The sequence below is a fragment of the Pseudomonas sp. NPDC078416 genome, from assembly GCF_050268485.1.
Taxonomy (GTDB): domain Bacteria; phylum Pseudomonadota; class Gammaproteobacteria; order Pseudomonadales; family Pseudomonadaceae; genus Aquipseudomonas.
Window position 1 is genome coordinate 89,324 of sequence record NZ_JBNNGV010000004.1, and the last position, 26,195, is coordinate 115,518.

Here is a 26,195-nt window from a genome sequence, read left to right on the forward strand (position 1 = left end):
GGATGGCGGTGCAGGAAGTGTAGGGAGGCCGCAGGCGAGGCCATTGATCTGGGTCAATGGATGGGGGGCAGCGATGACTCGTGGGCCATGCCTTCATGATTCGTGGCGGGATTCATCTCGTGATTCATCTCGTGATTCATCCCGTGATTCATCGTGTGATGCGGGTGCCCCATCAGCCACTGTTGATGGGGGCCGGGGAGTGTCCACAGGCCGAACAGAATCACCAGCAACCCGCCGGCCACGCGCACGCTGCGCCGACGGAGCAGGGCGGTGATGCGCTCGGCGGCCAGCCCGGTGGCGAGCAGCACCGGCCAGGTGCCGACGCCGAATGCGAACATCAATAACGCGCTGTGCAGCGCATCGCCCTGGCTCGCCGACCACAGCAGCGTGCTGTAAACCAGCCCGCATGGCAGCCAGCCCCACACCGCGCCCAGCAGCAAGGCCCGGGGCATCGTCGACACCGGCATCAGGCGGCTGGCCAGCGGTTGCAGGTAACGCCAAATCCAGCGGCCCAGGCCTTCGATGCGGGTCAGGCCGCTCCACCATCCGGCCAGGTACAGACCCATGGTGATCATCAGCAACCCCGCGATCACCCGCAACAGCATGGCCCCCGGGCTGTTGGCGGCGGCCCAGCCGAGCATGCCGATCAGCAATCCTGCGCAGGCGTAGCTGAAAACACGCCCGACGTTGTAGGCCATCAACAGGCGCAGGCGTCGTCCGCGTTGCTCCTTTGGGATGGCAAAGGTGAGCGCGCCCATCAGACCGCCACACATGCCCAGGCAATGGCCGCCGCCGAGCAGGCCCAGCACGAGGGCGGAGAGGAGTTGGGGGAGGAGGTCAGACATCGGCGAGACCTGGAAGTCCTGCGCTGTTTGTGCCGGCCTCTTCGCGGGCAAGCGCGCTCCTACAGGGGATCGCATTCCAATGTAGGAGCGCGCTTGCCCGCGAAGGCGTAAGCACGGACGACCAATATGCGTTGGATGTACCAACCTCTTCGCGGGCAAGCGCGCTCCTACACCGATCAGCAGCGAACGATGAGCTCTCGTGGCAGGCCCTGGTCTTTCCCGGCTGAGGTCCTACTCGGACCAGACCAGACAGATCAGCTCTGCCCATGACCTTCAGCCAGGAAGTCCTCGCGCACCAACCCGTGCCGCTGCATTTTTTCATTCAGCGTGCGGCGGGGCAGTTGCAGTTCGTTCATGACCGCCTTGATGTCGCCCCGGTGCCGTCTCAGTGCCGAGCGAATGCAGTGGGCTTCGAACGCTTCCTGCTGAGCCACCAGCGACTGACCCGCCGGGATGCCTTCTGCCGCGGGACCGTCCAGCCCCAGCACTTGGCGCTCGGCCGCATTCGCCAGCTCGCGCACGTTCCCCGGCCAGTCGTGACTGAGCAGATGAATCAGCTGTTCACCGCTCAATACCGGCGCGCTTCGGCCGAGGCGCTCCGCCGCATTTCGCGAAAAGTGGCTGAACAGCATCGGGATGTCTTCTCGCCGCTCGCGCAGCGGTGGCAGGCGCAGTTCGGCGATGTTCAGCCGATAGGCCAGGTCCTCGCGGAAACGCCCGGCCCTGGCTTCGTCCAGCAGATCGGGCTTGGTCGCGGCAATGATGCGCACATCAATGTCGATGCTCTGGTTCGACCCCAGTCGCTCGATCCGCCGCTCCTGAATCACCCGCAGCAATTTCACTTGCTGAGCCAGCGGCATGCTTTCGATCTCGTCGAGAAACACCGTGCCGCCGTGGGCGTACTCCAGTTTGCCGATTCGCTTGCCCTGGGCGCCGGTGAACGCGCCGCTTTCGTGGCCGAACAGCTCGGCTTCGAACAGCTGTTCCGGAATCGCCGCGCAGTTGACCGCCACGAAGGGCTTATCGGCTCGGGGCCCGAAATCATGCAGGCAACGCGCGACCATTTCCTTGCCGCTCCCGGTCTCTCCGCGAATCAGCACATTGACCGGCAGTGGCGAGAGGTCCAGGACCTGCCGCCGAAGGGTCTGCATCGTTGGAGACATACCCAGCAGCGTTGCATCCAGGCGCGAGCGATTATCCGCCCGTTCATGCAGCGCGCGGTTTTCCAGCACCAGCGCGCGTTTCTCCAGTGCCCGGCGCAAACTGCCGAGCAGGGTCTCCGGAGTGAACGGCTTCTCGAGAAAATCATAGGCGCCGTCACGCATGGCGTCCACGGCCATCGGCACGTCACCGTGGCCGGTCAGCAAGATCACCGGCAAATCGCAATCCCGCCGCTGCACCTCGGCCAGCAACTGCAAACCATCCATGCCGGGCATGCGCACATCGCTGAGGATCACCCCGGGAAAGTGCTCCGGCAGCTGCGCCAGGCATTCCTCGGCACGGCTGAACAGGCGCACCTCGAACCCCGACAGCGTGAGCCACTGCTCCACCGCTTCTCGAATGGGCGCCTCGTCGTCTACCACGATCACCGAATTCAGCATGGGGCGTCGGCCTCCGGGGCCCTGGTCAGACAGAAGAAAAACCGCGCGCCGTTATTGACGTTCTCGGCGCTGAGCCGGCCGCCCAGCTCATGGACGATGGCAAACGAAACCGCGAGCCCCAGGCCCAGGCCGTCGCCCACCGGTTTGGTGGTGAAAAACGGATCGAAGACATTGGCCAAGTGCGCTTCGGCAATTCCGCCGCCACTGTCGATGACGGAAATGCACCAGTGCTCGCCGTGTTCTTCGATGCGGATTTCCAGCCGCTTGAGCGGTTTATCGCCCATCGCGTCCAGGGCGTTGTGCATCAGGTTGATCAGCACCTGCTCCAGTCGAATCGCGTCGCCGCGCACCCAGGCCGGACGTGTCAGGTCGAGCACGCAGCAGACGCGCTCTTCGCGAATCCGCGCATCCAGCAACAGCAGCGCCTGATCGACCACCGTGGCCAGATCAAGGCGTTCGCGCAGGCCACTGGGGCTTTTGCGGGCGAAAGTTTTCAGGTGGCCGGTGAGCGCGGCCATGCGCGTCAGTTGCTGATCCAGCAGGCTCAACGCCTTGTACGCGTCATCGACACGGCCATGCTCCAGCAACAGGCGCAGGGTCGCGAGTTGCATGCGCTGCGCCGTCAGCGGCTGGTTGATTTCGTGGGCGAGGGCGGCGGACATCTGGCCGAGGGCCGCCAGCTTGGTCGACTGCACCAGACCGTCCTGGGCGGTTTGCAGGTCCCGCGTGCGTTCGTCGACCAATCGTTCGAGCTCTTCGCGACTGCGCTGACGCACCCGGCCAAGTCGCCAGCGCTGATAGAGAAACAGCCCGAGGAACACCAGCGTCAGCCAGATGCCTGCCGCCGCAAGACCGGCATTGCGCTCGTCTTCACTGGCAGGCTGAGGTTTGCGCAGCAGGTGCAGGGTCCAGCCCTCGCTTGGCAGCGGCATTGACTGCCACAAGAAGTCCGCCTGCTCGTTGGGCGCGTCAACGCGGCTGAGGTGGCTGTTCTCGCCGAACGTACGCAGCGGCTCCTGGTGTAAGGGTGTCAGCGGCTGCTTATCGTACTGACGCGTGCTGGCCAGTTCGGCGCGGTCCTGATCGGTGAGTGGTCGCAGGGCCCGATAGCGCCAGCCCGGCTGGTTGGCGATGAAGACGATGCCCTTGGCGTCACTGACCAGCAGCAGGTCATCGTTTTGCGCCCAGGTGTGTTCCAGGTCCGGAAATTCCAGCTTGACCACCATCGCGCCGATGAACTGCCCGGCCTCGTCGCGCACCGCGTTCGACAGGAAGTAACCCGGGATGCCGCTGGTCACGCCGACGGCATAAAAGCGCCCGACACCGGTGGAGCGGGTTTGTGTGAAGTAGGGGCGGAAGCCGTAGTTGTGGCCCACATAGCTGCTCGGCAGACGCCAGTTGCTGGCGCCGACGGCCAAGCCGTTGCGGTCGAGCAGTTCGAGGGTGGAGGACTGGGCAGCGCCGTTGATCTGCTCCAGTTTGAGATTGAGCGCCTGGGTGGTATCGGCGCTAACCGGTCCGCTCAGCGCCGCCCGCAGTTGCGGATCAAGGGCCAGAACGGCCGGCAGTGCCCGGTAACGCTCGATCAGGGTTTGCAGCGTATTGGCATAGAGCGCCAGTCGATCCCTGGAACGTTCGGCATCGTCTTCCACGCCGTGCCGCTGAGCCTGATGCATCGCCAGCGTCGCCGCGATGACGGCCCCGGCGAGGATCAGCAACACATAGAGCACAAGGCGGACGGAACGGGGCATGGGCATGACCTCCTTTCAGTGGCTGGTGCATTCGCCCCGGATTCCTGCCTTACAGCAAGTTAAACGTCGTCTCTTTCACATTCTCCGAATCCAGGCCGATCATCAGCTTGAACTCGCCCGCTTCGGCCGCGTACTTCAGCGAAGGGTTGAAGAATTTCAGGTCTTCCTCGGTCAGGGTGAAGCTCACGGATTTCTCTTCGCCTGGGTTCAGCATGACCTTCTGGAAGTTCTTCAGCTCCTTCACAGGACGGCTGATGGAAGCGGCCACATCGCGCAGGTACAGCTGAACCACGGTCTCACCGGCGACCTTGCCGGTGTTCTTGACCATGACGCTGGCGGTCAGCTTGTCCTTGCGGGTCATCTTGTTGATCGACAGGGTGATGTCCGAGACGCTGAACTGCGTGTAGCTCAGGCCGTAACCGAACGGGAACAGCGGGCTGGTCGGCTCTTCGAAGTAGTTCGAGGTGTAGTTCGAATCATTCGGGCGGTACGGACGACCGGTGTTCAGGTGATTGTAGTAGGCCGGCACCTGACCCACGGAACGCGGGAAGGTCATCGGCAGTTTGCCGGACGGGTTGTAGTCGCCGAACAGCACGTCAGCCAGGGCGTTGCCGCCCTCGGTGCCGAGGAACCAGCTTTCCACCATGGCGTCGGCCAGCTCGTTTTCTTCGCCCAGGGCCAGCGGCCGGCCGTTCATCAATACCAGCACCAACGGTTTGCCCGTGGCCTTGAGCGCGCGGATCAGGTCTCGTTGACGGCCCGGGATCACCAGGTCGACACGGCTCGCCGCCTCGTGGGACATGTTGCGCGACTCACCGACCACCGCGACCACCACGTCCGCCTGCTGCGCGGCTTTTACCGCTTCGTCGATCATCTCCTGCTCGGGACGCGGGTCGATGGCGATCTGGTCGTCCATCTTGTTCAGGTAAGTGATGGCGTGCTGGTTGTCGGTGACGTTGGAGCCCAGCGCATAAACCAGCTTGGCTTTGTCGCCGACTGCCGCTGCAATGCCGTCGTAGGCATTGACGGTCTGACGCGCCAGACCGGCCGCCGACCAGCTGCCCATCATGTCGAGCGAGCTTTTGGCCAGCGGACCGATCACGGCGATGGTGCCTTGCTTCTTCAGCGGCAGGGTGTCGTTCTGGTTCTTCAGCAGCACGATGCTCTTGCGCGCAACATCGCGGGCTTCGGCACGGTGCAAACGGTTCTCGGCGTTACGGTCGGCCGGGTCATCGACCGCCGCGCCGATGCGCAGGTACGGATTGGCGAACAGGCCCATTTCCCACTTGGCGCCGAGCACTTCACGCACGGCATTGTCGACTTCTTTCTCCGACACTTCGCCGCTCTTCACCAGCCCCGGCAGTTCTTCGCCGTAGGCCTTGTCGTTCATGCTCAGGTCGACACCGGCCTTGATCGCCAGCTTGGCCGCTTCGCGGAAGTCCTTGGCCACGCCGTGGTCGATCAATTCCTTGATTGCGCCGTGGTCGCTGACGGTTACGCCCTTGAAACCCCAATCCCTGCGCAAGACATCCTGCAGCAGCCAGGCGTTGGACGTGGAAGGCACGCCGTTGATGGAATTGAGCGCGATCATTACGCCGCCCGCGCCGGCATCAATGGAGGCGCGATACGGCGGCAGGTAATCCTGCTGCATGCGCACCGGGCTCATGTCGACGGTGTTGTAGTCGCGACCGCCCTCGACCGCGCCATACAGCGCGAAATGTTTGACCACCGCCATGATGCTGTTGGGCGCCTGCATGCTGGTGCCCTGAAACGCGCGGGTCATGGTGGCGGAGATGCGCGACACCAGATAGGTGTCTTCGCCGAAGCCTTCGGAGCTGCGGCCCCAACGCGCGTCACGGGTGATGTCGACCATGGGCGCGAAAGTCATGTCCACGCCGTCGGCGGCGGCTTCGATCGCCGACACGCGACCGGTGCGGGTGATGGCGTTCATGTCCCAGGTCGACGCGAGGCCCAGACTGATCGGGAATACGGTGCGCTGGCCGTGGACGACGTCATAGGCGAAGAACATGGGGATCTTGTTGCGGCTGTGCCCGGCAGCGTCCTGCATCGCGCGGTTATCCGGCAGCACGACGGAGTTGAACGTGCCGCCGATGCGGCCTGCGGTGATTTCCTTGAGAATTTCCGGCTTGGGCATCTCCGGGCCGATGCTGATCAGGCGCAGTTGACCGATCTTCTCGTCGAGGGTCATTTGCTTCATCAGGTTGGCGATGAATGCATTCTTGGCTGGCAGCGTGGAAGCGGTGCCGACGCCGTTGGTGGCGCTTTCGGCCCAGGCGGACTGACTGACCAGGCCGATGACGAGACTCAGTAAACACAGCTTATTCATGAATGGTTTTCTCAAGGCGTTGCCGGCAACTCGCGCGTAATACCGGTCAGCCATTGTTGTAGGTGTCGAACCTTTGGTTTTTATTGTCGTCAGGACGGCAACGTCGCTGAACTCCTGCCTCATATGAGCATCAGTAGCGCAACGAGTTTTATCTGATTGTGGCCCGGCAATCCAGAGCCCTGACAACGCGATGGGGCGGGATTATGCCGGGGATCGTCCGGTTTGGCTAAAGTCATGACTGACAGGACTAACTATTGATGAGTACAGGGAGCACGCACGCCATGCAAATAGAGCGTTATGACCACAGCCGGGGCAGTCGTTACAAATTGTCACTGGCGTTGATGATGCTGCTGACGACCCTGTTGTCTGGCTGCGGGATCAACAACATTCCGACCTATGATGAGCAGGTCAAGGCTGCCTGGGCCCAGGTGCAGAACCAGTATCAACGCCGCGCCGACCTGATCCCCAATCTGGTGGAAACGGTGAAGGGCTACGCCAAGCAAGAGCAGGACACCCTGACCGCCGTTATCGAAGCGCGGGCCAAGGCGACGTCCATTCAGGTAGACGCCAGCACCTTGAACGATCCGGCCAAGCTCAAGCAGTTCCAGGACGCACAAGGTCAGCTGACCGGCGCATTGAGCCGCCTGATGGTGGTCTCGGAGCGCTATCCGGACCTGAAATCCAACCAGAACTTCCTCGCGCTGCAATCACAGCTTGAAGGCACGGAAAACCGTATCGCGGTGGCCCGTCGCGACTTCATCACGGCGGTCGAGCGTTACAACACCGAGATCCGCACTTTCCCTGGCCGTCTGTGGCATACCGTGATGTACAGCGATCTGCCAGTGCGCCCGAACTTCGAAGCCACTGCCGCTGACGCTGACAAAGCGCCGCAAGTGAAATTCTGATGGGACGCGCGCGCCGGGGAGTGCTGGTCGCGTTACTGACGATGTCGGTGGGTGTGTTTGCCCAGTGGGCGCAAGCCGACCTCACGTTTCCGCCGCTGACCGGGCGCGTCGTCGACACCGCCGGGATGATCGACGGCCCGAGCAAAGAGCATCTCGAACAGATGCTGCGCGCGCACGAAGAACTGACCACCGAGCAAGTGGTGGTGGTTACCTTGCCTGATTTACAGGGTTCGACCATTGAGGACTACGGCTACCAGTTGGGTCGTCACTGGGGCATCGGGCAGAAGGGCAAGGACAACGGCGCCCTGTTGGTGGTCGCCCGGGACGAGCGCAAGGTGCGCATCGAAGTGGGTTACGGCCTGGAAGATCGCCTGACGGATGCGCAGTCATCGGTGATCATCAATCAGATCATTACCCCGGCGTTCCGGAAGGGTGATTTCGTCGGCGGTATCAGCAAAGGCGCCGAAGCGATGGTGCAGGTGCTCGGCGGCGATCCTCTTGCCGAGCCCGCGGTCGGCGCAACCGGCAGCGCTGCCGCCAGCGAGGACCAAGGCGTCGACTGGAAAGTGACCCTGCTGTTTCTGGTGCTGTTCGTGGTCATCAGTTACATCAGCGCCCGTTCCGGGCGGGGCAGGTCGATCGGCTCAGGCGGCGGCTTTGGTGGTATCGGTTCCGGCGGCTCTGGCGGCTTCAGCTCTGGCAGCTCGGGCTCGGGCTCGGGCTCGGGCTCGGGCTCGGGCGGTATGCGTGGTGGCGGTGGTGGATTTGGCGGGGGCGGTGCCTCCGGTGGCTGGTAGTCGAACGCTCAGGAAGGGTTTGCGTGCATGACATTGCTCAATAAAGACGAACAGCAGCGGGTTGCCCACGCCATCGAGACCGTCGAGCGTCAGACCGACGCGGAACTGGTGACGGTGCTGGCCACCAGCGCTGATGACTACACCTACGTGCCGCTCATCTGGGCCGGGGTCGTCGCGTTACTGGTGCCGGGGCTGATCAGCCTGCTGACGGGCTGGTTCAATGCCAATCATTTGCTGCTGGCGCAGGTTGTTACGTTCATCGTCGTGGCGCTGGTGTGCCGGTTGCCCGGTATCACCACGCGGCTGGTGCCTGTCCGCGTGCGGCACTGGCGGGCGGGCAATCTCGCCCGTCGGCAGTTTCTCGAACAGAACCTGCACGCCACCGCCAATGGCACCGGCGTGCTGATTTTTGTCAGCGAGGCCGAGCGTTATGTCGAGATCATCGTCGACGACGGCATTGCCCGACGTGTGGACAACGAGGTCTGGCGCGCGATGGTCGAGACGTTCACCAAGCAGGTCAAGGACGGCCGGATTCTGGAAGGGTTCGTAGGGTGCATCCGTTCTTGTGGCGACGTGCTGAGCGAGCAAGTGCCGGTGACCCAGGCGCGCAATGAGTTGCCGAACCGGTTGGTGGTTTTAGACTGAGTCTTGCTTGATCGCTGCAGCGCAGATCTCCGCAGGCCATACGGCTTTCTGTAGGAGCCGGCTTGCTGGCGAACCCGATTGAGCCGTCAATATTGCAGCGCCTGACCAGACGTATTCGCCAGCAAGCCGGCTCCCACAGAAGGGTATCGCTGTGCGACCGCGTGTTGTCAGGAAATGATCGTTCCCGCGCTCTGCGTGGGAATGCCTCCACAGACGCTCTGCGTGGGAATGCCTCCACAGACGCTCTGCGTCCCGGTTGTCGAAGAGCGTCAGAGGCTGCGCCACCACGTGGAGCGTGGGGACGATCCTCCGTAGATCACCAAACGCGTTCGTCAGTCAGCCGGCCACAAATGCATGTACTCCTCAATTAATTGCACCTGCTGCGTACGACCCGCCTAAAATAGCGCCTCGCATTTCCGCTCCCGAGGCGCTTTCCGATGTCCGTTACCGCACCCGCCACCCTTCCTGCGCAGGATCACCGCGCTCAGTTCCTGAGTCTGCTTGACACCTGCCTGACGCAAAATTCGCTGATCAAACTGGTGCTGGCCAAGTACGTCGGAAGCGAAGCGGAGTTGCAGCGGGTCATCATCAAGCCCGTCACGGTCAAGGATCAGCCGTGCCTGTCCTTCGTTTATCGCTACAAGACCCGCGACATCACCAAGAACCACCCCCTCGCCGAGGCGCAGACGCTGATCGCCAGCCTGCTGCCCGAGTCCTTCAAGAACGCTCATCTGCTGTCGCTCACCGATGAAGTGCAGCTGGAGTTCAGCAAGAAGGGCAAGAGCACGCTGTTCCGCAACAAGGCTCAGCAGGAGCGCGAAGCCCCAACCGCCGAGCATGACCGCGAGAAAAAGCGTTATCTGGAACTGAGCCGGCCATTCCTGACCGATCTGGGCGTGACCAACAAGCAACACGAGCTGATCCCGGCGATGTCGCGCAAGTGGAAGCAGATCAACAAGTTCATCGAGGTGTTTTCCCACGCGCTGGCGACCTCACCGATCAAGCTGGACCAGCCGGTGACGGTCGCGGATTTCGGTTCGGGGAAGGGCTATCTGACCTTCGCCATCCACGACTACTTGCGCAACACCTTGCAGGCCGAAGGCAATGTGACCGGCGTCGAGTTGCGTGAGGACATGGTCACCCTGTGCAACAACGCCGCCGCGCGGCTTGAGCATCCGGGGCTGGTGTTCAAGTGCGGTGACGTGCGTTCGGTGGCGCCCAGCGAACTGGACGTGATGATCGCCTTGCACGCCTGCGACATCGCCACCGATTACGCGATTCACACCGGCATCCGCTCGGGCGCCTCGATCATCATGTGCTCGCCGTGCTGCCACAAACAGATCCGCCTGCAGATCCAGAGCCCGATGCTGCTCAAGCCGATGCTGCAATACGGTTTGCACATGGGCCAGCAGGCCGAAATGGTCACCGATGCCCTGCGCGCGTTGCTGCTGGAAGCGTGCGGTTATGAAACCAAGGTCTTCGAGTTCATCTCCCTGGAGCACACCAACAAGAACAAGATGATTCTGGCGGTCAAGCGCGCTACCCCGGCGGATCCTGCTGAATTGCTGGCGAAGATTCAGGAGCTGAAAGTGTTCTACGGTATTCAGGAGCAGTGCCTGGAGCGCTTGCTCCAGGCGGACGGTCTGATCGGCTAAATGCGAGCGGCAGCAACCGGCTTGGGTGCAATCACCGCCGTTTTGCGCCCGATGGCCAGCGTGACCACGACACCGGCGGCGAAGACCCAAGTCGTCGGATCAATGTGCTCGCCGAAAAACAGCGCCGAGAAGGCCATGGTGAAGAACAGCTGCACCAGCTGAATCTGGCTGACCCGCGCGATGCCGCCCATCGCCAGCCCGGCGTACCAGGCGAAGAAACCGATGAATTGCGAGAACAGCGACACGTAGCCGAAGGCCCACCAAGTGCCGGGGGAAATCGGGCCCTGGTGCTGCCATGCCAGATAGCTGACGGGCACGATCAACACCGGGATTGAAATCACCAGCGCCCAGCAGATCACCTGCCAGCCACCCATCTCCTTGGCCAGGCGCCCACCTTCGGCATACCCCAGCCCGCCAATCGCCACCGCGGCGACCATGAGCAAATCACCGGCCTGAAGATTGCCGGCGCCGCTGATCAGCGCGTAACCCAACACCAGAACGCTGCCCATGGCCGCGCAGGCCCAGAAGGCTTTCGACGGGCGCTCGTGGGAGAGCCAGGCGGCGTAAATGGCGACCAGCAGCGGTTGCAGGCCATTGACCAATGCGCCGTGGGAGGCGGGCAGGGTTTTCATCGCCCAGGCCGACAGCACCGGGAACCCGACGATCACCCCCAGCGCGACCACCATCAGCGCCTTGAACTGCGCGCGGGTCGGCCATTTTTCTTTGCGCCACAGCAGTAACGCCGCCGCCGGCACCGCCGCGAACAGGGCGCGGCCCAGCCCGTTGAGCAAGGGATGGATTTCCTGCACCACGATGCGGGTCATGGGCAGTGTCAAACTGAAGATCACCACGCCGATCAGTCCGAGGACCATGCCGGTGTTTTCACGAGAGGACATAGTGGGGCGTGCCTTGTTCTTGTTGGTGCGAAACGCACGCTTATTCAGCCACAGAACCGCAGCGGCGGGCCTTTACAGATGCGCGCGGAATCGTCCGTACACTTTCTGCGTTAATCTTGCGGCGCTCAAACCGGCCTCTTCCCGGCTGAAGCCGGTCCTGCATCTGGATTGCGTGCATTGACCGGGACTGGCGGGCGTCCTCATTGTAGGACCGGCTTTAGCCGGGAATCGTGTACGGGTGGCAAGGGTGGAAATGCCGTTTTCGAGGATTTTGTGGCTGCGGACTGAATCGTTCTAAATGTTGGTGCAGAAGTTGAATGCAACGTTGCTGCAACAGTTTGAAGGTCAAATTGATGCCGTCGAATTCAGCCAGGAGAACCATCGTGTCGGTTATCGAAAAATGGGCGTTGCAGGGTGTCGTGTTATTCCTTTTCGCATGGATGGCAACGGCGGCGGCTCAATGGTCAGGCAGCGTCGTGCACACGACGAGCAGCGACCGACTCGCCGCCCTCAGCAGCATGCGCCTGACCACCGAATCGGTCGCCACCAGCGTCAATAAACACACGCAGGGTGGGGCAGTGGTGGTGGGGTCGTTGTCGGAAGGTAACGAGTAAAGGGCAACGGCTGGGAAGATTGGAAGCGATCCCCCTCAGCTCTTCTTTAACTCCAACGCTTCCTTAAACCGCGCCACCGGCACCGCAAGCGTGGGATCGCCCAGCGGGTGGGTGGTGGCGTTGAAGAATGTCAGCTCGATGTTCTGCCCTTCAAACAGTTCGCTGTAGCGGCGTTTCTGATGCTGGATGAAGGCGTCACTGCGCGGCAGCACTGAGATGGCGACGCGTTTGGGACGGGCCTGGAGGATGGCGTTGAGGATGTGTCGATCCTGTTTGCCCAGCGAGTGGCCGAAGACGCACAGTGCGCCCTCATGCTGCGCCAGTTGGCCGTGGCAAAACGACAGATAGTCCGAACCGCGGATGATCTTCATCTTGTCGTCGCTGCGCCCTTCGCAGACAAACAGCGGCACATCCTCCAGCGCGTTGATCGCGAAACTGCCCAGCAGCGTGCTCTCCGAGGACATCAGCTTGCGCGCCGTGCCATCGAAGTTCTTCACCAGGTGCATGCCGCCGTGCAGGTACAAAATGCGCGTTGCGTGGCTGTCGGTGCGGTGCAGGTTGAATATTGCATCGTCGTCGAAGAGGTCATCGAACGGCTGCGCGCCATGCATCGCCGCCCAGTACGCCAGCAGGTCGTAATTGGTCGAATACACCGTCTGGTACTGGCTCAGGGCTTCGCTGATCCTGGCGATGGTCGTCGCTTCCATCAGGCGCCAGGGAATATGCGCCGAGCGGATGCCGTGAATCAGGGCTTCCTTGATCGCGAAATAGCGATTTCGTGGCGATGACGAACCAATCGTCAGTGCCGCATTGACCCGCATGGCGACTTTCAAGCCGCTGAGCACGGGCTCGAAATTCTCCGTTTCCATGGATTTGAACAGTGCCAGCTCGGTGGCGCTCAAGGGTTTGTTGCGCGTGGTCTGCGCCAGCTCGAACAGCGAGTCGTAGGCGAAGTTCTTCCACACGGCAAGACTGGCGCCGTTACCCAGCAGCAATCCCGAGCAGGGAGTGGCGGCTTGCAGGGTGTTCCAGTCGGCCAGTTCGGCATCAAAATCCGTGAATTCCATCATCTCGCTTCGCTTTCAGGTGAGCAGGTACTGACCAGACGCCAGAACGGAGGGGACTTATAGAAACCCAGGTCAGCGTTGTCAACGCGGCATCCCGGCTTCCACCCATTTTGAGAAGGGAGCCGCCGGTCTCGGTAATGCCTATAGAGTGAATGGCGGGTGTAAGGTTTTATCCGACAATCCATAACACTCTCTTGAATGAGGGGAGATCACCATGCATACCGCACTGCTCAGCAAGACGCACTTCAACGGCTACGATGTGATCAACGTGAATAACGGTCCCTGGCGGGTCTGCACCCATCACGATCGATTAGGCTCGTTTTCCACCCGAGAAGAAGCCATGGCGTTCGCGGCCTCCTTGCCTGCTTATCAAGAGCGAACGGCGTTGGCACCTGCCACTAAAGCGCACTAATGCTGCGAAATGCCGCCCGTTGAGCTTCGGTTACACCGGAGCTCAATCAGGTGGATAACAACTTGTGAACTGCACTATCTGTTTGCGAAGTTTCATGCAGCCTGCACGATTTCCAGTTGTACCTGTTTTTCTAAGGGTTTGATTAATCGAGCTTTTCAATACTTCGCGATATCGGCACGCTCGATGCAACTCTCATCACGAACCTGCAGGGTCGGCAATTAGATCGATCCGCTTACCGTGATCCAGAGGAAACCCCTATGAACGCCATCGAACTGTTGAAAGCCGACCACGAACGCGTAAAAGCCATCTTGACCCAACTGAGTGAGTCGACCGAGCGCGGCGTTAAAAAACGCACCGACTTGCTGGCCAAGCTGGAAATGGAAATCATCATCCATACGAAGATTGAAGAAGAAATTCTCTATCCGGCGTTCAAAGAGGCGGGCGGCAAAGAGCAGGACATCATGTACTACGAAGCCAAGGAAGAGCACCGCACCGTCGACGCTCTGGTGCTGCCGGACCTCAAGCAAACTGACCCTGCCACCCCGGAGTTTTCCGGTCGTGTGAAAGTGGTCAAAGAGCTGCTGGAGCACCACATCGAGGAAGAAGAGGAAGAGATGTTCCCGCAAGCTGAAAAGCTGCTGGGTAAGAAGAAGCTGGAAGAGCTGGGTGCGCAGATGGAAGCGATGAAGGCTGAGTACAAGAAGTCCCTGTCGTCGCCGAGCCTTGCGGCGTAAGCGTTGATGGCATGAACAAGCCCGGAGTTTTCCGGGCTTTTTTGTGGGTGACTGTTTGTGCCTGTATGCCGGGCGGAGATTTGACCAGCACCCTGGTTCCGCTCAAGCCTGCTGCAGCACTTTCAATGTGGCGGATGCGCAACCGACCTATTCCCGGCTGAAGCCGGTCCTACATTTGATTGCGTGCGTTCAGCAGTACTGGCGGCGAGCCCATTGTAGGACTGGCTTTAGCCGGGAAGGGGGCAGGCGGCACACTGCAAAATTGATAGCGACCACACATGCGTCTTCCCGGCTGAAGCCGGTCCCACATTTGAATTGCGTGCATTCAGTGGGGCTGTCGGCGGACTCCATTGTGGGACCGGCTTTAGCCGGGAAATCGTCAGCCGACACGCTGCAAAATCGATAGTGAACTCACTTGCCGCTTCCCGGCTAAAGACGGCCCCCCTAAAAACGCGAGCTTTGTAAGCCTATGTATCCAGCACTCTTGTCGATACGTGCTGACTGAAAAGCTCCCCCTCGGTGACACACCGCAGATACGTGCAGCGCATTCAATGGTTCACAGCCAAGGGCTGGCCAGGCTTTAGCTGTCCCGGTCAAACCCCCGACCATGAATGCACACAGAGGAAGCACCCCATGAACAAAATCAACGCGTCATTGCTGCTAAAGGTTTTTACGGCGGGCGCCCTGGCGCTGGGCGTTGCCAGTGCGGCGCAGGCTGCACCAGTGAAGAACATCGTGCTGGTCCACGGCGCCTTTGTGAACGGGTCGGGCTGGAAGTCGGTTTACGAGATCCTGCGCAAGGACGGGTACAACGTCTCGATCGCTGAACACCCACTGACGTCGTTCGCCGATGACGTGACGGCGGTCAAGCGCATCGTTGACCAGCAGGACGGCCCGACGATTCTGGTGGGTCACAGCTATGGCGGCGCGATCATCACGGATGTCGGCAACGACGCCCACGTCGTAGGATTGGTGTACATCGCCGCCCACGCGCTGGACCAGGGTGAAACCGAAGCGCAGAACGGCAAGCTGTACCCCAACGCCACCAAGGCGGTGAAGAAAACCGCTGACGGCTTCCTGTCCCTTGATCCTGCGTTCTACCCCGCGGACTTCGCGGCTGACCTGCCCAAGGCTCAGGCTGAATTCGAAGCCATTTCCCAGGAGCCAACCGCTGCGTCGGTATTCACCACGCCCGCTGGGGTGCCCGCGTGGAAAACCAAACCTAGCTGGTACGCGGTGGCCGGAGCGGACCGGATCATCAACCCGGACCTTGAGCGCATGTATGCCAAGCGGGCCAACAGTCACACCATCGAGATCAAAGGCGCCAGTCACTCGGTGTACCAGTCCCGACCGCAGGAAGTGGCCGCGTTGATCGAACAGGCAGCGACCCACGCAGCGGATTGACGTCTCGCTTTTGCGACGGACCTGCAGCCCATGCAACGTCGAATGTCGCCAGGAGAATCAGGCCACGTCGACAGCGTCTGAGCCGCCTATCAGTTCCACCGGCATCGGTTGCAGGCGCCCGATCATGGGTCTGGCAAACAGGTAGCCCTGCATCAGCTCGACGCCCAGGTTCAGCAGGGCGTCGCGCTCTTCACAGGTCTCGATGCCTTCGGCCACGACGGTAATACCCAGACGCTTGGAAACCAGCACAATCCCTTCAACAATCGCCTGACGTACAGGGTCCCGGTCGATGTCACGGGTGAGCGCCATGTCGATTTTCAGGACCTGTGGCTGAAACATCGCCAGCATGTTGAGGCCGGAATAACCTGATCCGAAATCATCGATGGCGGTGGTAAAGCCTTGCCGCGCGTACTCTTCAAAAATGGATTTGAGGTGGTTCGGGTCTTCGACGCGCTCGCCTTCGGTGACCTCGAACATGAGCCGGTCTACCGGAAAGTCGAACGTCCTGGACGCTTCAAGGGTTGCGCGAATGCAGGTTTCTGCCCGGTACACCGCTTTGGGCAGGAAATTGATACTCAGCTTGCAGTCTGGAATCGCGGGAAGACCCAACTGCGTCGCGAGCTCAATGGCCCTGACCCGGCACGCCTGATCGAAACGGTAGCGGTTGCCGTCGTTGACCTGACCCAGGATGAACGCCGCGGACTCGCCATTGACGCCACGCACTAGCGCCTCATAAGCGAAGGGCGCACCCGTGGTGACGTTGAAAATAGGCTGGAAGGCCATGGTGAAGTCGAATCCCAGCGCTTCCAGATTTCGACACTCAGCGCAGCCAATGGACTCGAAGGTTGCCAAGGGGATATGTTGCATGATCGTCACTGCCTTGAGATTTCGTCGCTCGATGGATGAATTTTGAGCAACTGGTTTCTCTGTATCGGCAGCGTGCGAAAAATCTGTTCTGCGGATTTAGGGCAGGGGATTAGCGGTAACGAAATCGACGCGTGAGAGGGGTTTCGAAGTAATTTGACCCTGGACAGGTCGGGGCTGAAGCGGGGGCTATCTGAACAGCGGAGGGCGGCTTGAAAAGCCCGGAAACACTGGAGAAGATGGAGCGGGTAGAGGGAATCGAACCCTTATTGGATATTTCCGGCTTAAAGCGTGTATCCGTGTAGTGATCTCTCGTCCCCAAGCCCCCTCTTCATGGGGGGATAGCCGTTTTCTCCACCGTGCACCACGGTGCACCGTCATACCACAGTATCCCCGGAGCCGATTGCAACGCAACACTCGCCTAGGGTCGTCCGAACCGAAGCTCATGTCGCGTTTTTGGTCGGCGGCTCCAACTGTGAATTCGGCGTAGATTGTCCTTCCAATCAGAGGTGCCAGAGGCACCAAAAGCAGCGCGACGAGGAGATGGCTAATGGCTATAAATGGCGTCTGAATCTGTGGTAGCGTGAGCCCCTCCCGGCGGCTTTGGTATGGCGGCTAGTCTGTGTCCTTGCCTTCAACGTAGTCGAATCGATGTCATGAACTAGGATTTGGGTCAATGGATTTCAACACTCTGGAAGAGCGCCTGGCGGACTATGGATCGGGCGGATATCTTTTCTTAGAAGCATTCATTATCAAACTCCTTCAGGTCGAAGGACAGCAGTTAGGGCAGAAGGTTGAGGGTCAAGACAGCCATGTTTCAGCTTTTGACGCCATTGCTCCAAGTGGTATCGGTGAAATTTCTTCACCGCTGGTTGTGGAAATCGTATTTTCTGTTTCCCGGTCAAAGCTCGATGCTACCGTTGAAAAATTTAGAGGGCATTCTAGTCGCGGTTACAGTTTGCTGATCATTGCTCCAAAAATATCAGATCTGAAGAAAAGTATTTATATCAATGAAGAAAACCCACAAGTGGACAATCTTGTCTACCTATGGGGTGGGAAGGAAGTCAACGAGCTGATGCAGAAGCATAAGGAGGCTGTAGAAACGCTCACCTCTAATTTGTTTTCTCTGCGTTTAAAAATGGCTGCGGAGCGTACTGTCAGGTCGTGGAAGGAAGATCGTGATCAGTTAGTAAAAGCAGTTGCTGAAAAATACCGAGCAGGCAGGTTTTCTTTAATTCTTGGCGCTGGAGTATCCAGTAGCGCTGGATTACCTGATTGGAATACTCTGCTGAATTCCTTATTAGTTTCTATGCTATCGCAGGAAAATTTCGGCGGCCCCCACGGCGATCCGGTTAAGGTATCTGAAATCGTCGCCAGGCTAATGGAAGTAGATGGGCCGTCCACATTGATGTTAGCAAGGTATATCCGAAAAGGGCTTGCTGTGGGATCACCTGTAGAACAGCAAGGGTTTGTTGATGCGATCACCCATCAGCTTTATTCTTTGCGTGACAAAAAATTCGCAGTCGAGTCAGAGCTGATTTCTTCCATCGCTAAGCTATGTACCCCGACTCGAACCGGTGCCAACGTAAAATCTATTTTGACCTATAACTTTGATGATTTCATTGAGAGGGCGCTGCTCTCGCGCTCGTTGGTACATAAAAGCGTGTTCGAAGAGTTTGAGACACCAAGCGCTGAAGAACTGCCTGTATACCATGTGCATGGTTTTTTACCGGAGGATAGGCAGCGCTACTCCAATCTGGATCGATGCACCTTAGTTTTCTCTGAGGAAGGCTATCATCAGATTTACCGTGACGCCTATCACTGGTCAAACTTGGTTCAGTTGAACAGCTTCAAGGAAAGCTCGTGCCTTATGATCGGTCTTTCACTGACCGATCCGAATCTGCGCCGGCTATTGGAGATCGCGTCCAAATCGATCGAGGAGCCCAAACACTTCGCTTTCATGCGGCGTTTGACTTCCAAGAAATTCATGGCAGGGGCGAGCGGCAGGCCTCTCAAAATCTCAAATGCTGTTGTTGAGCGCTTCCTTGAAAGACACCATGCCACCAACGAAGAGCTTATGCGTGAGCTAGGGGTGAGCGTCATCTGGTACGAGGAGTATGGCGACATCCCGGAAATTTTGAGCAAGATACACGCCGGGTGAGTGGCCCAAGCTTGTTTAAGACGAGTCGTTCAAAAGCTAGCAGGTGGATTGATCAGTTGCAGGCCTTGCACAGACCGTCCTTACCTCCGCCAGAGACAACCATTCGAGGGATCACTCAACCAACGGCGCAATCCGCTGCAAAGTCCCAGCGCCCGTAACCCTCGGAAACCCCTCAATCTCGTACATGCAGTGTTCAATTCACGCGAACCCCATGCGAATGCAGGTTCCTGACTAAAGCCACCGCGTTCATTTCCCCACCAGAACCATCTTCATCAGATGTGAGCACTAGCATTGGAGGGATGGCCAACCCGCATGCCTCATGAGGGCTAAGAGCGAACCCCGCAGCCCATAAGTAACCCGCGAACTCGTCGGCTTTGATCGTCCGATACATCTGCGAATGCAGCACAAAAAGCTCACCTGGCGTTACGTTCACAACCCGCATCAGGGCGTCATCCTGGCGCCGCACGCCACAAGGTGAGCGCCGGATCGGATCACCCATTTTTGGCACTCTCGTATCTGTTGGAACCGAGCTGTAACGCCGATGCCGTAGCGATACGATCATCGGCGCTGGCGTTATGATTTAGAAAGACATTCTGTGGAGTCGGTTGTCGAGGCGGATTGCCCAGTAGTCGCTGTTGCCCAGTGACAACGTTGTCTCGTGCTCTGTTTCGAAATCCTCATGGGTCTCGCTCGACGCGGTGTCGATAAACTTTTTCAGCACACGAAGAGGCTTAAACATCTTTTTGACTAATGGATGCGAGGAATTCAGCGTGCAGAATCCGCTGTCATCAATCTCGATTAATTGCTGGCCTGCTGCTCTCTCAAGGCCCTCAGCTAAATCCGCGTCTTTGAAGTTATCAATTTTCACGCGCTGTTGGAGACCGATTTCCTTGCAGGCCACGTAAGACACGTGCTTGGGCAGATTCTCCAGTTGGAGGCCAAGGTCAGTTTCGAGTTGATCAAGCTGATCCGCCTCAACCGCGTACGCACGCTTGATCGCGGCCACTTCGTTTTTGTCTTTGGCTTTCTCAAGTTTTGTAATCAGATCCTTCTTCTCCTCCAGATCCGCTTCCTGGTCGGCTATGTACTGCCTGGCGTCATCCAGGTCACTCACAACTTTCGCATGAGCGGCGGCGGACACCTGTTGATGGCTGGGCAGCTTTTTGAGGATTTTCGGGAGGCCTTTGAGGAATACATCGCGTTTGGACTCCCAGCGGGCAGTGTTCTTTCCAGTGAGCCCAAGCGTCGAGTTGAGCTGATCTCGAAGTTCGGAAAGTCGTGTAGCGCTATTGATCTCAGTGAGTTGCGCGCCGGTGAGCACACCTTTGACATCTTCGAAGGTCAGAGGCTTCACGAGCAAAGGGAATAGGCTGTGGTACATCGCCCAAGTCGCGCCCAGCTCACAGAGACAAAACTGGGAAGCAAGATAGTTGGGTGTGATAAGGGCCACAACAGCTTTTGGGGATTGGATCGCCGCTTTGATGTGGTCTACGAAATCGGCACCACTGGGGATGCCCATACCTTCCAGCGAGGAGCAAAAGATATCGTCCGCGCTGATGCCCATAGCCGTAACCATCAAATCCACGAAAGCATCCGCGAGGGCTTTATCCTTTACGGCGTGACTGATGAAAATTTCCTTCGACAATTGCTTCTCCTTGAACACCCATGGTGATGGTTTCGGCTCGATATGAGCGTCGGTATGGCGAATCTAGCAAAATCAAATCTACCGATGTAGCCGTCTTCGCAGGAAGTCGGCTATCTGAGCTCTCAACCACCTTTTTGATCGCGTTGATATAGGATTGATGTACCGATTTCGCTGGCTTCCTTAGCAGCCTTGTTCTATTGAACGATATTGTCGGCACTGGCACTGGCACTGGTACCTGAACGGGGGCCGGGCAGGTGTAATTGGGTATTTGGGTTGCCGGACACTCATCATTCACAGGGCCGGTGTGGTCGCTCGTGAGATCGAGTTTGAAGTGTTTTATTGGTGAGCCGGCTTTTTTGTACACGGAGAGCGCGTTCAAGGGGAGGGTGTCGACGAAGCGATCCATAGAAGTACACGGTACGGAGGTGTCGTTGCTTTGGTTCAAAACCGAGGATATTTCAGCTGCTATGCGCGCGCGTACTTTGGCCTCAGGGGGAGGCGTTTTAGGATGGCAGGTGAGGGATGTACTTCTGACTTGGTAGTAACTGAGATACCCCAACCCTTTGGACAGAATTTCGTTGACCAATGCTTGCTGGATTGGGAGATGGCCTGGCCATTTTTTTTGAGGACTTCGGCGAGCCTCTTGAAGGATCCACGGGGCTGCAAATCATTTGGATAGATCGGAACGCGCATGGCAATTCTCCAATACCTCAGGGCGTCGGCTTCCCGCTGACTATCGTCGAAGTGCATGCGAAAAGGGGGGGAAGCATCTGTGCGCAAGGGCTTTGCTGGCCGACCGCTCGATCCAGATAAATCGATGCGGTGAACCTATCGCGGGGCTTGCCCCTGGGCAACTGGTGGCTCCCGAGCTCGGAACAATGGGGAGGGCTCTAACGGGCTTGGCTGTAAAAATCTGAAAAGGTTGAGTAGGATGAGGGAGATCGGCGGATCATTCGTTGCAGGCTGACTGTCCACAGGCCGTGTAACTGTAGCGCGGCACTATGGTGCGAGAGCTGATCTCCTTGGAGATGGCGCGTGGTTTAGGGCTAAAGCCATTTGGGATGTTAAGAAAACGAACAGGTAAATATGGATATGATCCAGACGACCGCGCAGAGTATGTTTGACGTTTTTGATGATGAAATTGGTGTTGACGGATATTATGAAATGTTCCGCGCCAAACTTTTTCCGAATTCTTCGCCTAACAGTATTGATGTCGCCGCCTTTCGATTGGAAGGCAAGATTTTCAGAAAGGGAAGTTCTTTCTCCAGGGTGAGACGTGTTTCAGTCGAACAAGCTGAGAAGTTTGTCGCAGGGCAAATAACCCTCGATGATTTTTATCCTCCTAAACCACATAAGATGTCAATTCCGCAAGGGCGATTCAACGAAGGGAATCGTCGTGTGCTCTACGTAGCGCAGCACCCTCTGCTTGCTATGAAAGAATGTGAGTTACAGACGGGCGAGTATTTCCTTCTAAGCTACATTGAGTTGTCCATCGACATGTGTTTTTTCTACGCAGTTCCCGGTGTAGATGCTTTTACCGACATGGTGTATCAGCTTCTGATGTCTAAGGATAAGAAGTTTTATCCTGTTATTAATCGGGTCAGCAACGACATGCTCAGGTTTGAAGGTTTTCACGGGATTGCTTATGACTCGGTGAAAATTCCCAAAGGGTATATTGACGAGAAATGGGGAGCGATTGCCGAGCCGATGAATATAGCCGTGTCGGGAGAGTTTATTCGTAAAACAAAACTTGACGTCGCATGGCTTTCTGACTGTGGCGAGGGGTTTGTACCATTTCAACACGCAATGTTTAAGTCGCTAAGTAATAAAAAGAAAAACAAAATTACCCATATAAGCTATTGGGATGACAAGGCGCGCTTTATTGCCGAAGTCACGAAGGAACAAAGAAGGCAAAACTTAAACATTGGCAAAATTTCGCGATTGCTCGATCGAGGCTCTTACCAAGATTTTGGCCATCCGCCAGTCAAGATGCTGTTTAAGTGATTGAAATTGGCGGCTCTGGACAGTGCTAGCTTAGGAGCACAAGGCTCGCTCTTCCTCGGCGTCGTACAGGGTTTTCGTAACACTGTACTGGGGAGGGGCTTCTGCTATGACCGTAATCCTTGTGGTTGCATAGGGCACTGATATTGCTTAGTCGCTGCGACCTAGGCCTTGTTGATAGACGCCCGCGCTATCCTAGCTCCGGCATTGCACCCATGGTTTTCAGATGGCGGTAAGGTTCTGTCGAATGAGGTCAGGCGCGGATCTGTCGTCTTAAAACTGTCTTACAATAGCTTCTGCAAGACGGTCAGTTCTGCTTTAGAGTCAGAGGTAATGTCGGCCTTGCGAGTACCGCCGGAAACCTTGCGTTTGACCTCTCTGATTGGAGCTAACTGGCGTAGCATGCAGAGCGCAGGGGCATTTGCCACCGATTGATCCCGCGCGCAGCCCCCCGTCGGTTGTAAAGTACCCCGTTAACAAACCAACCGGTGTGCTGGTCGTTCCAGCCGTAAAAATTTTCTTCAACAACGTATGCCACGGCATGGCCCGACCAAAGATAAATAGACATCTCATTGCGTCGGAGATGTACGCTATTGGTCGACCCTTACCGTCGTATAGTGTTTCTTCCATATCACTCCCTACATATCATGTGTAGCGCTAATGGTTGTATTCGCTAAAGGTTCGGTAGAGGGAATTCCAGAATAGGCGTTTTACTAGAGATCGTGAGGGAGTGCCTTGCTCTGGAAATGGCAACGTAGAAGGACTTGGCAGCTGCAGATTTTTGCCTTGCGTAGTGGCTCGCGTCGGGAATCAACACGTGGTCGAACTCCAGCCCTTTGAGAAGCAGGGGCGTTGAAATTGTCCTGGCGACCGGTGCCCTTCCTGTCCTGCTTAGGCGCAGCCTTACTGCTTCCGACGCAGCGACAAGGCTCTGATGCCTGCCATCCATGATTTCACTTAATGCCCGCCTGGTGTCACCGATGAGCTCCCCTCGGAATGTCCTCGACAGGGGATGACTCCTTTCCAGTTTCAATACCTCCAGAGCACCTTCAGCTGAACCACTAATCGACAGTAGCGCCCAGGCGGCGGATATTTCTCTATCGAGAATGGCATCGGATGGATGCCCTGGCGCAGCCGGAGCACGAGTGATCGCATCATCAATAAGTGATCTCAACCCATCGGCGCGTGCTTGTGGCGCTGATACTGCGATATCCCAGATTTCTGCAAAATCCATCAAACGCTTCGCCGCTATTTCTTCAATCGATTGAAAAGCACCCCTAGTGCTCTTGGCTAAGTCATTGCAGGTGGTTCTCCAGCAGTTTATCGCTGCCGTCGAACCGGTTCTGGAGTTAAACTCATCAAAGAACAACGACATATCAAATGCGTTATTGCTCTGTATGTAGTTAATGGGCCCCTCTCGCAGATCGATTGGTTCCCCTGCCATCAACTTTTGCCGAGTTTCCGCAATCCATTTACCCAGCGCGGTATTTGCTGTGGCCCAGCGGTGGGGTATTTGAAGTTCATAAGCGTGGGTGAAGTAACTGGCGACGGAGTCGCTCCAGCCAATTTTGGTTTCGACGAATTCAAAGATGCCCTGCATGGGATCCCCGAAAATAACGGTCGGAACGATGCAGGAGAGCCAGCCAGCAATCAAATGCTGGTACTGCTCGCAGTCTTGATATTCGTCTATCAGCACGCGGTCGTAGGAGGCCTTGATTACCTCTTGGACGACAGGGCTTTGCAGGATCGAAGCCGCGCCAAGGTATACGTCATCCCAATTGGGCTTGTTGGGATGCAGTTCAGATCTTCCTGAACGACCTGGGAACGCCTGGACGTATTGGCGAGCCCACGACGCGATGGTGTCTACAACGACCTTGTCGCTGGGCACGTGCATTCGCTGTAGGCGAGCCCGGATTGCATGAACGCCTGCATGCGTGTGAGTCAGTACCAATGTTCGGCGTCCTAGGGCGGCCACCTTGGCGATCAATTCCGTTTTCCCATGGCCCGCTGGGGCCACAACGGCCCGACGGCTGAGCGTGAGAATGGACTCAGGCGTTACCATAAAGCCAGCTCTCTACGGTGCGGAGGCATATGCCTATGGACGACACCTGTGGGTTGTCGATTATTTGCATTACGAGAGCGGATATAGCGCGACCGCGCTCAGCATTTTTGAACCAGCTTTTTTCGGCGGCAAGATCGCTTAGGCGTAGCCGGAGGTCTGGGCTGGAACCAACCAGATCCCAATCACAAAAACAGGCATCGACATCAAGGCCTTCGAAGGTCTTTTCTAAGTGATCCAGTAGCGTGGGCTCACTGATGAAGCCAGCCACCAGATCGAGCAGGCCGTCAATTTGGGCATCAGTGGCTGATTGGAACACCGCCCGCTCCGTGTTCAGACCACCCTCATACTCGATGACGCGCACGTCTTGAACTTGTAGTTTGGTAGCAAAGTGAGCGTCCAGTTTTCGATCTGAATCTCTGAACAGACCCACTTCGTATCCGAGTGCCCGGAGCGCGAGTGCCAAGGGTGGGCCTGCTGATCCTCCTCCATCAACAATGGCCGCGCCGAGTTGCTCGATCGGAACGCCATCGTGTCTGTCGGGGTAGCGCTCCCTCAATCCAAGCATCATTCCCAGTTCTGTTGCACCTTCACAGAGCAAAATTTTCCGGGCGAATAGAGCCCGTGGAGCCCCCTTCAAAACTCGGGAAATATCTCCGCTTGCCTGGGCATGTTTGATGTCTGCAACCGCTTCGGACGAGCGGGAGACAATGAACAGAGAAGGTGGAGGCAGCTCAGCCAGGACGACATCGGAGTGGGTGGTCATGAGAATTTGGCCTTTAGCCAGATGCGCCTTCTCTGCCTCCTGTTGCCATTTTTTGAGCTGCGCCATTGCGCCAAGGACGCGGTGTGGCTCAAGGCCTTGCTCCAGCTCATCAACGAGTACAATCGCGCCTTCGCTGATAGCTGAACGTTGAACAGCCAGTGTCGCCAAACGCCTGGTTCCGAGGCCTGCCAACCGCAATGGTACGGAACCGTCATGCAACGCGATCGAACTAGAGTTGAATCCACCTCGCCCAAGCTCAAGGTCGGGGCAGTAGGCTTGGTTGATGTAGGCACCGAGTGAGCGGGCAGCCGTTTCGGCAGAGGCTGCAGCCTGAGCTAACTCCGGGATGGAGCCCAGGTTGGCACTTTGACGAGCAGAACGATAGGCATGAGCCAGCATCTGCGCGGTCTCATCGTTGGTCTCAGTCATCTTGGAGAGCACTGAACCTTGGGCCCAAGTCAGATGGCGTGCCTCGTCACCGGCCAGTCGGACAAGACAGAACATTGCCTTGTCCCTGTTTGAAAGGATTCTTGGAACTGGATAGCGATCGCAGACCAGAGACCAAACGGGTTCCATGGTCGCATCGACCGAAAGCCTTACTGTCAGGACTGGGGTGTCGGCGTCCCCGGGTTCATCGTTGAGCTCGCCCGTTGGGGAGAGGCCACGAAGATACAGGCCGAAGCGACCATCAGAGAGCAGGGCGCGGGACAGTTCGCCGATAGTGACTTCCACTTCGATGTCTTCAGCGGTGTTCGCGTGGTGGAAGTCGGCCTCGTTGAAGGTCATCCACCGTGGGGATAAGGCTGCCTCCACAGCGTCCAGCACGGTTGTTTTCGCGCTGTCACCGACGCCGATTAGGCAACAAATGGACTGTCCCATCAGCTTCCATTCGAGATGCTTGATGCCTCTGAAATTTTTTACAGTCAACTGCTCAACTCGCATCCATCACCCGAGAAGTGGCCTAATGCGATCAAGGTTAGCTGAGCTCAAACATAACTCAATATTTGGCTTATTGTTTTTCAGAGT

20 protein-coding genes and 1 pseudogene are annotated in these 26,195 nt (G+C 57.8%); 10 read left to right on the forward strand and 11 right to left on the reverse strand.

Annotated features, from left to right (window positions below; all coding sequences use genetic code 11):
- Positions 1-164 precede the first annotated feature (164 nt).
- The 4 genes and pseudogenes from ACQKEN_RS07165 to bglX form a co-directional block, all read right to left on the reverse strand.
- Positions 165-845, reverse strand: a pseudogene (locus tag ACQKEN_RS07165) (sulfite exporter TauE/SafE family protein); the annotation flags it as partial.
- 254 nt (positions 846-1,099) lie between these two features.
- Positions 1,100-2,446: a sigma-54-dependent transcriptional regulator gene (locus ACQKEN_RS07170; RefSeq protein WP_427684707.1), complete on the reverse strand. Its 1,347-nt coding sequence runs from the start codon at positions 2,444-2,446 to the stop codon at positions 1,100-1,102.
- Positions 2,440-4,203, reverse strand: coding sequence for a sensor histidine kinase (locus ACQKEN_RS07175; protein ID WP_427684709.1), 1,764 nt, complete (start codon positions 4,201-4,203; stop codon positions 2,440-2,442). Before ACQKEN_RS07175 ends, ACQKEN_RS07170 begins: the two co-directional genes overlap by 7 nt.
- Positions 4,204-4,246: 43 nt before the next feature.
- Positions 4,247-6,544, reverse strand: a complete 2,298-nt coding sequence (gene bglX, locus ACQKEN_RS07180; RefSeq protein ID WP_427684711.1) for a beta-glucosidase BglX — start codon at positions 6,542-6,544, stop codon at positions 4,247-4,249.
- Between the two features lie 341 nt (positions 6,545-6,885).
- Here bglX and ACQKEN_RS07185 point away from each other — a divergent pair, with 341 nt between their 5' ends.
- From ACQKEN_RS07185 to ACQKEN_RS07200, 4 genes are all read left to right on the forward strand, one after another.
- Positions 6,886-7,449, forward strand: a complete 564-nt coding sequence (locus tag ACQKEN_RS07185; protein WP_420793016.1) for a LemA family protein — start codon at positions 6,886-6,888, stop codon at positions 7,447-7,449.
- On the forward strand, positions 7,449-8,246 hold the full coding sequence (locus tag ACQKEN_RS07190; RefSeq protein ID WP_427684713.1) for a TPM domain-containing protein: 798 nt from the start codon (positions 7,449-7,451) through the stop codon (positions 8,244-8,246). Before ACQKEN_RS07185 ends, ACQKEN_RS07190 begins: the two co-directional genes overlap by 1 nt.
- A gap of 27 nt (positions 8,247-8,273) precedes the next feature.
- Complete coding sequence (locus ACQKEN_RS07195) at positions 8,274-8,891, forward strand: TPM domain-containing protein (RefSeq protein WP_427684715.1); 618 nt, start codon at positions 8,274-8,276, stop codon at positions 8,889-8,891.
- A 437-nt stretch (positions 8,892-9,328) separates the two neighbouring features.
- The gene (locus ACQKEN_RS07200) at positions 9,329-10,546 is read left to right on the forward strand and encodes a class I SAM-dependent methyltransferase (protein WP_427684716.1); all 1,218 of its coding nucleotides are present in this window, start codon (positions 9,329-9,331) and stop codon (positions 10,544-10,546) included.
- On the opposite strand, the gene ACQKEN_RS07205 is transcribed toward ACQKEN_RS07200, so the two are convergent.
- Positions 10,543-11,442: a DMT family transporter gene (locus ACQKEN_RS07205; protein ID WP_427684718.1), complete on the reverse strand. Its 900-nt coding sequence runs from the start codon at positions 11,440-11,442 to the stop codon at positions 10,543-10,545. The two genes, ACQKEN_RS07200 and ACQKEN_RS07205, sit on opposite strands and share 4 nt — an antisense overlap.
- A gap of 383 nt (positions 11,443-11,825) precedes the next feature.
- Here ACQKEN_RS07205 and ACQKEN_RS07210 point away from each other — a divergent pair, with 383 nt between their 5' ends.
- Positions 11,826-12,056 (forward strand): hypothetical protein, encoded by a 231-nt coding sequence (locus ACQKEN_RS07210; RefSeq protein WP_427684719.1) that lies wholly within the window; start codon positions 11,826-11,828, stop codon positions 12,054-12,056.
- 35 nt (positions 12,057-12,091) lie between these two features.
- Here ACQKEN_RS07210 and ACQKEN_RS07215 read toward each other — a convergent pair whose 3' ends face one another.
- Entirely contained in the window at positions 12,092-13,126 is a 1,035-nt protein-coding gene (locus ACQKEN_RS07215) for a DUF4917 family protein (protein WP_427684721.1), read from the reverse strand.
- A 211-nt stretch (positions 13,127-13,337) separates the two neighbouring features.
- Here ACQKEN_RS07215 and ACQKEN_RS07220 point away from each other — a divergent pair, with 211 nt between their 5' ends.
- From ACQKEN_RS07220 to ACQKEN_RS07230, 3 genes are all read left to right on the forward strand, one after another.
- Entirely contained in the window at positions 13,338-13,535 is a 198-nt protein-coding gene (locus ACQKEN_RS07220) for an SPOR domain-containing protein (protein ID WP_427684723.1), read from the forward strand.
- A 257-nt stretch (positions 13,536-13,792) separates the two neighbouring features.
- The gene (locus tag ACQKEN_RS07225; RefSeq protein WP_427684724.1) at positions 13,793-14,269 is read left to right on the forward strand and encodes a hemerythrin domain-containing protein; all 477 of its coding nucleotides are present in this window, start codon (positions 13,793-13,795) and stop codon (positions 14,267-14,269) included.
- Between the two features lie 633 nt (positions 14,270-14,902).
- Positions 14,903-15,673: an alpha/beta hydrolase gene (locus ACQKEN_RS07230; protein ID WP_427684725.1), complete on the forward strand. Its 771-nt coding sequence runs from the start codon at positions 14,903-14,905 to the stop codon at positions 15,671-15,673.
- Positions 15,674-15,730: 57 nt separating this feature from the next.
- Here ACQKEN_RS07230 and ACQKEN_RS07235 read toward each other — a convergent pair whose 3' ends face one another.
- Complete coding sequence (locus tag ACQKEN_RS07235) at positions 15,731-16,540, reverse strand: EAL domain-containing protein (RefSeq protein WP_427684726.1); 810 nt, start codon at positions 16,538-16,540, stop codon at positions 15,731-15,733.
- Positions 16,541-17,213: 673 nt separating this feature from the next.
- Between ACQKEN_RS07235 and ACQKEN_RS07240 the strand changes: the two genes are divergently transcribed.
- Entirely contained in the window at positions 17,214-18,698 is a 1,485-nt protein-coding gene (locus ACQKEN_RS07240; RefSeq protein ID WP_427684728.1) for an SIR2 family protein, read from the forward strand.
- 580 nt (positions 18,699-19,278) lie between these two features.
- On the opposite strand, the gene ACQKEN_RS07245 is transcribed toward ACQKEN_RS07240, so the two are convergent.
- Positions 19,279-20,343: a toll/interleukin-1 receptor domain-containing protein gene (locus ACQKEN_RS07245; protein ID WP_427684730.1), complete on the reverse strand. Its 1,065-nt coding sequence runs from the start codon at positions 20,341-20,343 to the stop codon at positions 19,279-19,281.
- A gap of 1,086 nt (positions 20,344-21,429) precedes the next feature.
- Here ACQKEN_RS07245 and ACQKEN_RS07250 point away from each other — a divergent pair.
- Positions 21,430-22,347 (forward strand): RES family NAD+ phosphorylase, encoded by a 918-nt coding sequence (locus ACQKEN_RS07250; protein ID WP_427684731.1) that lies wholly within the window; start codon positions 21,430-21,432, stop codon positions 22,345-22,347.
- A 385-nt stretch (positions 22,348-22,732) separates the two neighbouring features.
- On the opposite strand, the gene ACQKEN_RS07255 is transcribed toward ACQKEN_RS07250, so the two are convergent.
- The 3 genes from ACQKEN_RS07255 to ACQKEN_RS07265 form a co-directional block, all read right to left on the reverse strand.
- Positions 22,733-22,912, reverse strand: a complete 180-nt coding sequence (locus ACQKEN_RS07255; RefSeq protein WP_427684732.1) for a 4-fold beta flower protein — start codon at positions 22,910-22,912, stop codon at positions 22,733-22,735.
- A gap of 105 nt (positions 22,913-23,017) precedes the next feature.
- Positions 23,018-24,238, reverse strand: a complete 1,221-nt coding sequence (locus ACQKEN_RS07260; protein WP_346274607.1) for a UvrD-helicase domain-containing protein — start codon at positions 24,236-24,238, stop codon at positions 23,018-23,020.
- A 154-nt stretch (positions 24,239-24,392) separates the two neighbouring features.
- Positions 24,393-26,111, reverse strand: a complete 1,719-nt coding sequence (locus tag ACQKEN_RS07265) for an ATP-dependent nuclease (RefSeq protein WP_427684733.1) — start codon at positions 26,109-26,111, stop codon at positions 24,393-24,395.
- Between the last annotated feature and the right edge of the window lie 84 nt (positions 26,112-26,195).

Coding starts and splice junctions, on each gene's coding strand:
- ACQKEN_RS07190 (WP_427684713.1), top strand. CDS start 7,449: ATGGGACGCGCGCGCCGGGGAGTGCTGGTCGCGTTACTGACGATGTCG.
- ACQKEN_RS07255 (WP_427684732.1), bottom strand. CDS start 22,912: ATGTCTATTTATCTTTGGTCGGGCCATGCCGTGGCATACGTTGTTGAA.
- ACQKEN_RS07265 (WP_427684733.1), bottom strand. CDS start 26,111: ATGCGAGTTGAGCAGTTGACTGTAAAAAATTTCAGAGGCATCAAGCAT.
- bglX (WP_427684711.1), bottom strand. CDS start 6,544: ATGAATAAGCTGTGTTTACTGAGTCTCGTCATCGGCCTGGTCAGTCAG.
- ACQKEN_RS07260 (WP_346274607.1), bottom strand. CDS start 24,238: ATGCACGTGCCCAGCGACAAGGTCGTTGTAGACACCATCGCGTCGTGG.
- ACQKEN_RS07250 (WP_427684731.1), top strand. CDS start 21,430: ATGGATATGATCCAGACGACCGCGCAGAGTATGTTTGACGTTTTTGAT.
- ACQKEN_RS07195 (WP_427684715.1), top strand. CDS start 8,274: ATGACATTGCTCAATAAAGACGAACAGCAGCGGGTTGCCCACGCCATC.
- ACQKEN_RS07170 (WP_427684707.1), bottom strand. CDS start 2,446: ATGCTGAATTCGGTGATCGTGGTAGACGACGAGGCGCCCATTCGAGAA.
- ACQKEN_RS07240 (WP_427684728.1), top strand. CDS start 17,214: ATGGATTTCAACACTCTGGAAGAGCGCCTGGCGGACTATGGATCGGGC.
- ACQKEN_RS07235 (WP_427684726.1), bottom strand. CDS start 16,540: ATGCAACATATCCCCTTGGCAACCTTCGAGTCCATTGGCTGCGCTGAG.
- ACQKEN_RS07230 (WP_427684725.1), top strand. CDS start 14,903: ATGAACAAAATCAACGCGTCATTGCTGCTAAAGGTTTTTACGGCGGGC.
- ACQKEN_RS07175 (WP_427684709.1), bottom strand. CDS start 4,203: ATGCCCATGCCCCGTTCCGTCCGCCTTGTGCTCTATGTGTTGCTGATC.
- ACQKEN_RS07215 (WP_427684721.1), bottom strand. CDS start 13,126: ATGATGGAATTCACGGATTTTGATGCCGAACTGGCCGACTGGAACACC.
- ACQKEN_RS07200 (WP_427684716.1), top strand. CDS start 9,329: ATGTCCGTTACCGCACCCGCCACCCTTCCTGCGCAGGATCACCGCGCT.
- ACQKEN_RS07225 (WP_427684724.1), top strand. CDS start 13,793: ATGAACGCCATCGAACTGTTGAAAGCCGACCACGAACGCGTAAAAGCC.
- ACQKEN_RS07220 (WP_427684723.1), top strand. CDS start 13,338: ATGCATACCGCACTGCTCAGCAAGACGCACTTCAACGGCTACGATGTG.
- ACQKEN_RS07185 (WP_420793016.1), top strand. CDS start 6,886: ATGATGCTGCTGACGACCCTGTTGTCTGGCTGCGGGATCAACAACATT.
- ACQKEN_RS07205 (WP_427684718.1), bottom strand. CDS start 11,442: ATGTCCTCTCGTGAAAACACCGGCATGGTCCTCGGACTGATCGGCGTG.